The organism is Cricetibacter osteomyelitidis (assembly GCF_004340985.1).
Taxonomy (GTDB): domain Bacteria; phylum Pseudomonadota; class Gammaproteobacteria; order Enterobacterales; family Pasteurellaceae; genus Cricetibacter; species Cricetibacter osteomyelitidis.
The window spans coordinates 43,121-53,878 of the sequence record NZ_SLYB01000002.1; the positions used below are offsets into that span (position 1 = coordinate 43,121).

Genomic DNA, 10,758 nt, shown 5'->3' on the forward strand with positions numbered 1-10,758 from the left:
GCAACTATTTTATGCTATTTTCAGGTAAAATAGTCGAATTTTATAATATTTTAATATTGAGAAACACTTTATGGCAGACGAAAAGAAAAAAGGCGGTTTTTGGTCGTGGTTGAGCATTGGTAAAAATAAACAAGAAAATCAGCCGAAAGCAAAAACCGAAGAATTTGTCGAGTTTATCGAACAGGAAATCGAAATAGAAAAAGCCGAGCCGATTGCCGAAACCGAACCGGAAATTGAAAAACAATATGAGCAAGCAAGCGAACCGGCATTAGATATTCCCAGCGAAATTACTGAAATTTCCACCGCACTTGATGAATACATCACCGAAAATACTGAACAGCCGGAAGCTGAAATTCTTACTGCCGAACAACAAGCAGAACAAGAAACCATTCCTAAATCTGCTCAAACCCAAGAAAAACCGAGCGAAGGCGGATTTTTCAGCCGATTGGTGAAAGGGTTATTGAAAACCAAACAAAATATCGGCGACGGCTTTCGCGATTTATTTTTCGGCAAAAAAATCGATGATGATTTATTTGATGAACTCGAAGAACAGTTGTTGGTTGCCGACATCGGTGTGCCAACAACCACCAAAATTATCAATAATTTAACCCAACACGCCAGCCGCAAAGAATTAAAAGATGCGGAATTGTTGTATCAACAACTGAAAGTGGAACTGGCGGATATTTTAAAACCCGTAGAACAGCCGCTTGAAATCGACAACAGCAAAAAACCTTATGTGATTTTAATGGTGGGCGTGAACGGCGTAGGCAAAACCACCACCATCGGTAAATTAGCCCGTCAATTCCAACAACAGGGTAAATCGGTGATGTTGGCCGCGGGCGATACCTTCCGTGCCGCTGCGGTGGAACAGCTGCAAGTATGGGGCGAACGTAATCATATTCCGGTGGTGGCACAAAGCACCGGTTCCGATTCCGCCTCAGTAATTTTCGATGCCATGCAGTCTGCCGCCGCCCGTAATACGGATATTCTAATCGCAGACACCGCAGGCCGTCTGCAAAATAAAAACAACTTAATGGATGAGCTGAAAAAAATTGTGCGGGTAATGAAAAAATATGATGAAACCGCACCGCACGAAATTATGCTCACCTTGGATGCAGGCACAGGGCAAAATGCCATTTCCCAAGCCAAACTGTTTAATGAAGCAGTGGGATTAACCGGTATCAGCCTAACCAAATTAGACGGCACGGCAAAAGGCGGAGTGATCTTTGCTATCGCCGATCAGTTCAATCTACCGATTCGCTATATCGGGGTGGGTGAAAAAATTGAAGACCTGCGTCCGTTCCAGGCCACAGAATTTATTGATGCGTTATTTACGCAAGATGAGTAACCGCTCGACATACAAATAGGAAAGCAAAAGAGAAATACGATGATTCGATTTTTAAATGTCAGCAAAGCCTATCGCGGAGTGAACAAACCCGCCTTGCAAGGGCTTAATTTTCATTTGCCGGTAGGCAGTATGACCTATCTCACCGGTCATTCCGGTGCCGGGAAAAGCACCCTGTTAAAACTCATTATGGGAATGGAACGTGCCAACGACGGACAGATTTTCTTTAACGGTCACGATATCACCCGCTTATCTCAGCACGAAATCCCGTTTTTACGCCGTCAAATCGGCATGGTGCATCAAGATTACCGCCTGCTGCCGGATCGCAGCGTGATCGATAACGTCTCCCTGCCGCTAATTATCAGCGGAATGCACCCTGATGAAATCAAACGCCGTGCCAGTGCCGCATTGGATAAAGTGGGTTTATTGACCCGCGCTAAACATTTGCCGGTGCATTTGTCCGGTGGTGAACAGCAACGGGTGGATATTGCCAGAGCCATCGTAAATCGTCCGCAATTATTACTTGCTGACGAACCCACAGGTAATTTGGATTCAGCCTTATCCCTTGAAATCTTTAATCTTTTTGAAGAATTCAACCGAGCGGGCGTGACGGTGTTAATTGCCACTCACGACATTAATATTATTCAACAAAAACAAAAGCCTTGCTTGGTGCTTGAGCAAGGCTATTTACGCTATTAGGTGGTATTATGGCTCGCCAAATCAATGCTTCAATTTTTGTGCAAACCGCTTATGTATTCCGTTCCGTCTGGGCGGATTTGATGAATAAAAAAATCGGTACATTTCTCACGATTTTAGCCATTACGGTATCTTTAACAATTCCGGTAACCACATTTTTACTTTGGAAAAACAGCCATTTAGCGGCCACTCAATTCTATCCCGAATCAGAATTGACGGTGTATCTGCATAAAAATCTGAGTGAAAAAGATGCCAATGCGGTGGTGGATAAAATCCGCAATCAAGAAGGTATCGAATCGCTCAATTATATTTCCCGCCAAGAAAGCCTGAACGAATTTCGCGCGTGGTCGGGTTTTGGCGAAGAATTGGATATTTTAGACGATAACCCGTTGCCGGCCGTAGTTACTATTAAAACAACGCAGGAATATAACGAATCATCCAAACGCAGCGATTTAGTCACCGGCTTAAATAAAATCAAAGGGGTGCAAGAAGTCCGTCAGGATAACGAATGTATGGAAAAACTCACCGCACTTACCTGGCTGATTGCTCATGTGGCGATTGTCAGCACCGTTTTAATGGCGATTGCGGTGTGCTTGGTTATCGGCAACAGCATCCGCTCTGATGTATACGGCAGCCGGGCTCAAATTGAAGTATCCAAATTATTGGGAGCAACGGAACAATTTGTGCTGCGTCCGTTCTTGCTCATCGGTGTTATCTACGGCTTTTTCGGGGCGTTATTCGCCTGTATTTTAAGCGGTTTATTGCTGGCTTATTTCGACAGTGCAGTGCAATATGTAACAGATATTTTCGCGGTGAAATTCGAGCTGAATGGCTTGCAATTCAGCGAAATTCTATTCTTATTGGTAATCTGTTCGGTTATCGGTTATGCTTCCGCCTGGATTTCCGCCAGTCGGCATATTAATCAGAAGTAATTTCTTATTCTTTTCGGCAGGTATAATATGCCTGCCCTATGGTTATGTTTAAAGGTGTCGCAACTTCTCTCTTAGCATCGATTTTATTCGGCTATATGTACTACTTTTCCACGCTGCTGCAACCACTCAGCGGAGAAGGAATATTCGGTTACCGCATTATTTTTACTATGCCTTTTATTTATGCGGCAATTATCCTGTTCAAACAAAAGCAGCAATTTATCGCACGTCTGATTCAGCTCAAACAACGCCCCGCACTGCTGCTTATTTATATACTTTGCAGCGGCATAATAGGCTTTCAAATGTGGCTGTTCTTATGGGCTCCCAATAACGGCAGTGCCATCAGCACATCCTTCGGCTATTTATTGTTGCCGTTGGTATTAGTGGTGATCGCCCGCATTATATTTAAAGAACAAATCACTAAAATCAAAATGCTGGCTGTGGCGATTGCCGCCACAGGCGTAATTTCAAACATCATCATCAAAGGCGGTTTTTCTTGGGAAAGCATTGTAGTTTGTATCGGCTACACAATTTACTTTTCTGTGCGGAAATACTTTAAAATCGCCGATCTGTCCAGTTTCTGCATTGAAATGACCTTATTATTGCCGGTTTGTATTTATTTCGCCCGGCAAGTAGATTTCAATCAAATCCAACAACACAACGAACATATTTTATATCTGCTACCCGTACTGGGACTCATTAGCGGCACCGCATTAATTGCCTACATCCTTGCCAGCGTAATGCTGCCGATGAATTTATTGGGATTATTGGGTTATGTGGAAACTATTTTAATGGTAGTGATTTCCTTTTTCATCGGTGAAAAAGTGGATGCGGAAAGTTATCCGCTGTTTATTTGTCTGAGCATCGCAATGATGCTGATAATTATTGACGGAATCTACCGCACTTTGCATAAAAAAACCTAAAAAAATATCCCATCAAACAATGGGATATTTTAGTTTACGCATTCAAAATCCGTTGGATTTCTTCCATACTCAAATGATATTCGTGCGGGCAGGCACGCCAAGCTTCGAGCATTTTGCTGTATTTATCCCACATTGGCGTTTGCGAATCGCAACCGTGGGCACATTGCATAAACTCTTGATATTTGCCTTCTACACCGGTGATAAAACGCAAATAATTCAAATATTTTTTCTCGCGAACCGCACAATAACCGGCAAACTGCAAACGGTGCGGGGTTAAATCGGATTTGTTCGGCAGATTGTTATAAGAAACGTGCAGGGCATTATACATTTCCAAGGTATCTAACACTGTACGGCATTCCGCTTCTGAAATATCGGAAAAATCTTTATCCAATTCTTTCAGTTCCAAACCGAAACCGCCTTTCACAATAGTTTCAAAACGTTGATATTTTTGTGCATTTTGACTATCTAACAAGCCCATTAAACGGTATTGATTGGCTAAAATCAAACGTTGCGTTGATGACATTTCCATAGGTTTTTCCTTTTGTTAATCGATGCTGTTCAATTCTTCTTGAGAAAGAGTTTCTTTCACTTCTTGACCTTTACCGTCGGTGGCTCGGAAATCAAGATTTTGGAAATAGGCTTCGCGGAAGGTAATATACGGATCTTGAGCCTGCTCCAATAACGCTTCTTTATCCATTGCTTTAGCCCGACTATCCACCGCTTGCACGCCGTACTTCACTAAAGACCACGGACCGCCCACCCAATCCCAGAATGGGTAAGTATAAGCCATATCCACTACAGAACCGGTTAATTGCGTCGGCGTGGTTGCCCCATAAGCAGGCAGCATGATATAAGCGCCTTGTTCCACGCCATAGCTGGCTAAAGTATCGCCGAAGGTACGCTCGCCGTCGATTTTCAAGCGGTCATCATAACTCGCCCAGTCGATCAAACCGCCCAACCCGAATACCGAATTGATCCAAAAACGGTTAAAGTGAACCATGGCTTTTTTACCTTCCCCTTCAATCAAACGGTTCACAAAACTCACCGGTTCATCAAGGTTATTCGCCACATTTACCAAACCGGCGGTCACCGGCGACGGCACATAATTTTTCCAACCTTTGGCAACCGGTTTTAACAAATAAGGATCTAAATAATTATAGTTGAAATTCCACATGGAACGGTTAAACCCTTCCAACGGATCATTACGCACACCGGTTTCCGGATCTGTCGTCGCACAACCGGTCAGCACGCCTGCAGTTAAAAGTGCGGTTAGAATTAACTTATTTTTTTTCATCTTGGGCTCTCTTTCGCGAATCTTACCTGTCATTGTAAATGACTTATCCGTGAACTACAAAATTATTTTTATTTACAACTTCTCCACCCCAATAATCTCCCTTCTCGCCGTATCAATCTCCGCCTTCACGCCAAACGCTTTTGCAAGATTTTCAGCATTTAACACCGCTTGCGTATTGCCTGCGGCGATTAATCCGCCATTGCCAAGCAGAATTATTTCATCACAAAAACGGTAAGCAAGCGAAAGATGATGAATCGCCACTACACAGGTTTTTTCCATTGTCAGCGCTTTGAGTTGTTCCATTATATCGATTTGATAGTAAGGATCGAGCGATGCGACGGGTTCGTCTGCCAGCAATAACGGAGTGTCTTTAATACAACAACGGGCGAGCTGTACACGTGCTTTTTCGCCACCGGAAAGCCGTTGGAACGGTTTATCCAGCAAGTGCCGGATAGAAAACTGCTCGGAAACCGACCGCACTTTTTGCTGTTCCGCCGTAGCAGGTAGCGAGTGCAGTAAGCCGAGGGCGATGACATCATACACGGATAAATCCCAATAAATTGCAGTGTTTTGGGCAAAATAGGCAATGGCGGTGCTTTTCGCTTGGGTGGTCATGGTGTTAATGTTGCAATTTTTCAGCAAAATCTGTCCGCTTGCGGGCAGTAAAATCCCGGCGATGGCTTTGAGCAAAGTGGATTTACCCGCACCGTTTGCCCCCATAATGCCGACCAATCTGCCTTGCGAAATAGTGCAGCTGACATTGCTTAACGCATAAGGGAGACTGACTTTTTCGAGCTTAATCATTCGCTATTCTCCGCTGCCGGGTAAACAAAATCCAAATCAAGCAGGGTGCACCAATAATCGCGGTAAGCGTGCCGATATAAATATGTGAAAAAAACGGTATATAAAGAATACTGAGATCGGCAATCAATAGCAGTAATGCCCCCAATAAGGCACTGGTTATATACAGTTGCGACGGGCGTTTTTTCAGCAAAATGCGGGCGATATGCGGCGCAATCAGTCCGATAAAACCGATAGTGCCTGTTTGCGGAATCACTGTGCCTACCAATAATGCCGCACCTAATGTGGTGATAAAAAAGCTCTTTTTCGGATCAACGCCCATTGTGGCGGCGGTTTCTTCGCCAAAGGTGAGCAAATCAATGTAACGGCGTTGTCGATATAGGCAGAGTAACCCAAGCAATATAATCGGCAACGACAGCAATAAGGTATCGAGTTTCGCCCATACCAGCGAGCCTTGCAGCCAGCGATACAGTTCCGCTAACGCCCATGGACTTTCCGCATTTGAGAGCAGTAACGCAATCGCCGAACCGAGCAGCATATTGACGGCAACCCCGCTTAAAATCATCATCGTCGAACCTTTGTTTTTTGCAATCAACCAAACCAGCAGAAAGCTCGCCAACGCCCCAAAAACACCACTCAATAATAGCACGCTTAACGGCGCAGAAAAGTAATAGAGAATAAACACACTGGCTGCGGTTGCGCCGTTGGCACTGCCGAGTAATCCGGGACTGGCAAGCGGATTCTGGAAAATTCCCTGCATTGCATTGCCCGCCAACGCCAAACTTGCTCCGGTGAGTATCGCTAAACCAATACGTGGTAAGCGAATATCCCACAACACCAGCGAACGCATATCCGTCAACACGCCTTCTGCATTCAGCAAAGCGGCAAAGTCACCTAGCTGGTAGTAAACGGCTGTGCCGCTGATTGCGAGTAATAATGCGAACAATGCCAGATTTAACCGCCCGGCACGTAAGCGCACCTCCGGCACGCAATGCTTGGCTAAAGTGCGGTCGTTTTTCATAAAATTTTTAATTATTCCGTTTTTCTTTTTTTAATTGTTGATACAGCTTCTCCGCCCCCTGCCACACACCGTGGTCAAAGCAATAAGTATATTTTAGCGGAATAGTAGCAAGCGGTCGATTTTTAAATAAATCTTGCAAAAGCGGATGGGAAAGCAGTTCCGCCCGTTCGTTGTAACCTCGTTTGTCGGTGATTGTTATCAGAAAATTCGGCTGGCTGCGCAACACTTTTTCCAACGAAAAATTTTGCGAGCTGAGTTTGATTTTAAGCGGCGTTAAGCCGAGTAATTGCAACAGCGTTTGATATTGCGGCCAATAGCCTTCCACCACGCCGGTGTCAGATAATATTAGTGTGTCGGTTAAGCGTTGATCTAACTGAAAATTTTTGGTTTTCAACGTTGCCACTAATTGTTCAGCATGTTGTTCATTATGCGTGATTTTGCCAAGCCGGATAATATATTCAAACAGCTGTTCCGGCGTTTGCGGGCTGTCGTTCACCGGCACGATGTTCACCCCAAGCTGTTTTAGGCTGCTGACTAACTGCGGATAAAAGGCTTCATTAATCAGAATGGTTTTGTCCAAATAGGGCAATAATGCACTAAGCGTAGGTTCAAGTGTGGGGTTGTCTGTGTTAATTTTATCCAACATCATCAACGGCTTTTTAGAATAAGACGACATTGCGGCGATTTGTTCGGGGCGAGCCAGTTCGAGCAGCAATCGGTCGCTGCATAGGGTGAGCGAGACGAATTGCTCGGTGGGTTTGGCGGCAACGGTTTGGATTGCGAACAGCCAAAGTGCGGTGAAAATTTTAAAAATTTTTTGCATTGTTGAAATCTAATTACTCCCTCGCCCACTTACGGGCGAGAGGAATTGTTTAATAACTCAACGTCGCTGAAATAAAGAAGTTTGTCCCCTCTTCTTTATAGGTTGTAGTAGTTCCCCACGAGGTTGAAGAATTAGTAACATAGTCTTTATCAAACAAGTTATTAATGCGACCTGTTACGCTAAGATTTGGTGAAATACGGTATGTACCGCTTAAATTCACCAGGCTGTAACTGCTAATCGGATTCGTTTCACCTGCGGTGCGGTAATATTTGCCCACATATTGATATTCTGCCCGAATATCTAAATCAGTAAAGCGATAACCGATATATGCCGTCCCTTTATGCTTTGGTCGAATTTCAAGTAATTTACCATGATTTGCACCTCCGCCGGCATCTTTGGCTTTTTGATAATCGTAACTAAAACCGAATAAATAGTTATCAATCTGCCAATCCGAAATGAACGTTACCCCTTTGATTTTGGCTTTAGATAAGTTGTATGGTGTCCAGCCGGTAATCATATCTTTCACTTTATTATAATAGCCGGTTAAACGGGTATTGTGATAAGTGCCGCTGTATTCAATAAAGGCTTCGATGTTTTTACCGGTTTCCGGTTTTAAATCCGGATTACCGCCGCTGCCCCACTCAATCGGATAATATAATTCGTTAAATGTTGGTGCACGGTATGCGGTTGCATAACTTGCCCCGATACGCAGATCCGGCATAACCGCATAAGCCGTACCGATATTGTAGGTGATTTTGCTGCCGAACTGTGAATTATCGTCATAACGGATAAAAGCCTGTCCGTCAAATTTATCTTGCACAAGCTGATAGCCTAAAAATCCGCTGGTAACATCACGTTTGTTTTTTGTGTATGCCGTGCTGCTTTTTACTTTTTGTTTAAGATATTCCGCACCGGCAATTAATGTACCAAGCGGTAATTGATGATTAACCTGAAAACTGGTTTGTTGTTGTTCGGTATTAAATGTTCCTTGATTTACACCGTCTCCGTATTGTGTCGCTTTATCAATAGACTCACCATATTGTACGCGGATATTTGAACCTGCACGATATTGCCAATCAGCAAAAACCTGTGCAGCACCATTTTTTTGCTTATAGATAACATCCGATGCCGCCCCCCAAACATTATCAAATTCTGTGGTAGAGCGATTATAAAGCCCGCTTGCACCGACGGTAAAAATATCTGTAAATTTATGACTAATGGCAAAGCTACCGTTTTTGCTTTTATAACCGTCATCATCACGTTGGTTCGCAACATAAGGGGATTCAACCGCATTAAAGCCGTCAGTCTTATTGTAACTGCCGTTTACACTGATATTGGTTTTCTCATCTTGATAACCTGCACCACCGCCATAGGTAAACTGATCGTTGGAACCCATACCGACTGTGGCATAGATATTACTGCCGTGTGTTGCGGCTTTTTTGGTGAAAACCTGAATCACTCCGCCCATTGCATCAGCCCCATATAATGCCGCACCGGTGGCACCATAGAGAATTTCAATTCGCTCGATTTGATCAACCGGTAATAAATTTAATGCGGCACTACCGGTCGTCGCCGAACTATAACGAATGCCATCAATCAGCACCAACACAGCCGTACTGTTGTAACCGCGTAAAAAAATACTGCTGGTTTTATCTGCACCGCCATAACCCGTCGAACTTATACCGGGTTGGAATTTAATTATATCAAGTAACGTTTGCCCTTGATGTTGTGCCAACTCTTTTTCATCAATTACGCGGACTTGTGCAACGGTATTGGTCGTAGCGGTTGCGGTACGGGTTGCAGTAACCACGATAGGATCAAGATCGTTGGTTTGCTGTTTCGCAACGGCAACAACCGGAACGGTAAATAAAAGTGCGGTAGTAATTAGATTTTTTTTCATTGGTTTCTCTCAAGTAAAATACAAAATTTAAAATAACGGATGTGTGCACTATGCTCTGTAATTTAGTTGTATCGTTTTTTGCAAACCAGGTTTTACGCCCAACATATGACAAATCGCATAAGTCAGCTCAGAACGGTTTAAGGTGTAGAAATGGAAATCTTTTACGCCCTCTTTCGATAGGATTTTCACCATATCAATCGCGATACTGGCGGCAACCAAATTACGGGTGGTCTGATCGTTATCCAAACCTTCGTACATTTTCGGCATCCAGCTTGGGATTTTTACGTTGGTGATGGTCGCCATTTTTTGTAATTGTTTGAAGTTAGTGACGGGCAAAATACCTGGGACGATTTCCACATCAATGCCTACGGCGGCACAGCGGTCGCGGAAACGCAAATAGCTATCCACATCAAAAAAGAACTGCGTGATCGCACGGTTGGCACCGGCTTCAATTTTCTCTTTTAAACGCAGCAGATCCGCTTGAGCTGATTTTGCCTCCGGGTGCACTTCCGGATAGGCTGCCACAGAAATATCGAAATCTGCTATTTCTTTCAGTAATTTCACCAAATCGGCGGCATAAAACGGCTGTTTGGCATAACCCGGCGGTTCATCCCCACGCAACGCCACGATATTGCGGATGCCGCTGTCCCAGTAATCTTTTGCAATCACACGCAGTTGATCCGGTGTGGCATCAATACCGGTTAAATGCGGTGCCGCCACCAAACCGGTATCTTGTTGAATACGTTTGACAATGCCATGCGTGCGGTCACGTTCCCCGGAGTTTGCACCATAAGTGACCGATACAAATTTTGGTTTAAGCGGAGCTAAACGATGAATGGAATCCCACAGCATTGTCTCCATTTTTTCATTTTTTGCCGGGAAAAATTCAAAAGAAACGTTGATCTCACCATTTAAATTGGCAAGCGAATAATTTAAATGATCAATTTCTTTGGCATAACTCATTGTGTTTGTTCCTATTTATTTTTAATGTTGTATTGATAAACTTTAAAAGCCTTATAAAGTAAA

General features: G+C 43.8%; 11 protein-coding genes. 4 read left to right on the forward strand and 7 right to left on the reverse strand.

Translation table 11 applies throughout. The features are described from left to right. Positions 1–70 precede the first annotated feature (70 nt). Genes ftsY through rarD form a run of 4 tightly spaced genes read left to right on the forward strand, consistent with a single transcriptional unit; the run spans position 71 to position 3,893 of the window. Positions 71–1,348: a signal recognition particle-docking protein FtsY gene (ftsY, locus tag EDC44_RS01360; protein WP_131974620.1), complete on the forward strand. Its 1,278-nt coding sequence runs from the start codon at positions 71–73 to the stop codon at positions 1,346–1,348. A gap of 39 nt (positions 1,349–1,387) precedes the next feature. After that, a complete protein-coding gene (gene ftsE / locus EDC44_RS01365) occupies positions 1,388–2,044 on the forward strand; it encodes a cell division ATP-binding protein FtsE (protein WP_131974622.1) in 657 nt (218 codons plus the stop codon). 8 nt (positions 2,045–2,052) lie between these two features. Next, a complete protein-coding gene (ftsX, locus tag EDC44_RS01370) occupies positions 2,053–2,973 on the forward strand; it encodes a permease-like cell division protein FtsX (protein ID WP_131974624.1) in 921 nt (306 codons plus the stop codon). Between the two features lie 44 nt (positions 2,974–3,017). Next, entirely contained in the window at positions 3,018–3,893 is an 876-nt protein-coding gene (rarD, locus tag EDC44_RS01375) for an EamA family transporter RarD (RefSeq protein WP_131974840.1), read from the forward strand. Positions 3,894–3,927: 34 nt separating this feature from the next. On the opposite strand, the gene EDC44_RS01380 is transcribed toward rarD, so the two are convergent. From EDC44_RS01380 to metF, 7 genes are all read right to left on the reverse strand, one after another. Next, positions 3,928–4,422: a YfbU family protein gene (locus tag EDC44_RS01380; RefSeq protein ID WP_131974626.1), complete on the reverse strand. Its 495-nt coding sequence runs from the start codon at positions 4,420–4,422 to the stop codon at positions 3,928–3,930. Positions 4,423–4,437: 15 nt separating this feature from the next. After that, on the reverse strand, positions 4,438–5,187 hold the full coding sequence (locus EDC44_RS01385) for an MlaA family lipoprotein (RefSeq protein ID WP_131974628.1): 750 nt from the start codon (positions 5,185–5,187) through the stop codon (positions 4,438–4,440). Positions 5,188–5,259: 72 nt separating this feature from the next. Next, positions 5,260–5,991, reverse strand: a complete 732-nt coding sequence (locus EDC44_RS01390; protein WP_131974630.1) for an ABC transporter ATP-binding protein — start codon at positions 5,989–5,991, stop codon at positions 5,260–5,262. After that, on the reverse strand, positions 5,984–7,009 hold the full coding sequence (locus EDC44_RS01395) for a FecCD family ABC transporter permease (protein WP_131974632.1): 1,026 nt from the start codon (positions 7,007–7,009) through the stop codon (positions 5,984–5,986). Before EDC44_RS01395 ends, EDC44_RS01390 begins: the two co-directional genes overlap by 8 nt. Before the next feature lie 7 nt (positions 7,010–7,016). Continuing rightward, the gene (locus tag EDC44_RS01400) at positions 7,017–7,832 is read right to left on the reverse strand and encodes a substrate-binding domain-containing protein (protein WP_131974634.1); all 816 of its coding nucleotides are present in this window, start codon (positions 7,830–7,832) and stop codon (positions 7,017–7,019) included. 49 nt (positions 7,833–7,881) lie between these two features. Further along, positions 7,882–9,732: a TonB-dependent receptor domain-containing protein gene (locus tag EDC44_RS01405; protein WP_131974636.1), complete on the reverse strand. Its 1,851-nt coding sequence runs from the start codon at positions 9,730–9,732 to the stop codon at positions 7,882–7,884. Between the two features lie 48 nt (positions 9,733–9,780). Then, entirely contained in the window at positions 9,781–10,695 is a 915-nt protein-coding gene (metF, locus tag EDC44_RS01410; RefSeq protein ID WP_131974638.1) for a methylenetetrahydrofolate reductase, read from the reverse strand. Positions 10,696–10,758: the final 63 nt, after the last annotated feature.

Excerpts from the sequence above, each read along its gene's own strand:
- ftsY (WP_131974620.1), top strand. The coding sequence starts at position 71 with ATGGCAGACGAAAAGAAAAAAGGCGGTTTTTGGTCGTGGTTGAGCATT.
- ftsE (WP_131974622.1), top strand. The coding sequence starts at position 1,388 with ATGATTCGATTTTTAAATGTCAGCAAAGCCTATCGCGGAGTGAACAAA.
- ftsX (WP_131974624.1), top strand. The coding sequence starts at position 2,053 with ATGGCTCGCCAAATCAATGCTTCAATTTTTGTGCAAACCGCTTATGTA.
- rarD (WP_131974840.1), top strand. The coding sequence starts at position 3,018 with ATGTTTAAAGGTGTCGCAACTTCTCTCTTAGCATCGATTTTATTCGGC.
- EDC44_RS01380 (WP_131974626.1), bottom strand. The coding sequence starts at position 4,422 with ATGGAAATGTCATCAACGCAACGTTTGATTTTAGCCAATCAATACCGT.
- EDC44_RS01385 (WP_131974628.1), bottom strand. The coding sequence starts at position 5,187 with ATGAAAAAAAATAAGTTAATTCTAACCGCACTTTTAACTGCAGGCGTG.
- EDC44_RS01390 (WP_131974630.1), bottom strand. The coding sequence starts at position 5,991 with ATGATTAAGCTCGAAAAAGTCAGTCTCCCTTATGCGTTAAGCAATGTC.
- EDC44_RS01395 (WP_131974632.1), bottom strand. The coding sequence starts at position 7,009 with ATGAAAAACGACCGCACTTTAGCCAAGCATTGCGTGCCGGAGGTGCGC.
- EDC44_RS01400 (WP_131974634.1), bottom strand. The coding sequence starts at position 7,832 with ATGCAAAAAATTTTTAAAATTTTCACCGCACTTTGGCTGTTCGCAATC.
- EDC44_RS01405 (WP_131974636.1), bottom strand. The coding sequence starts at position 9,732 with ATGAAAAAAAATCTAATTACTACCGCACTTTTATTTACCGTTCCGGTT.
- metF (WP_131974638.1), bottom strand. The coding sequence starts at position 10,695 with ATGAGTTATGCCAAAGAAATTGATCATTTAAATTATTCGCTTGCCAAT.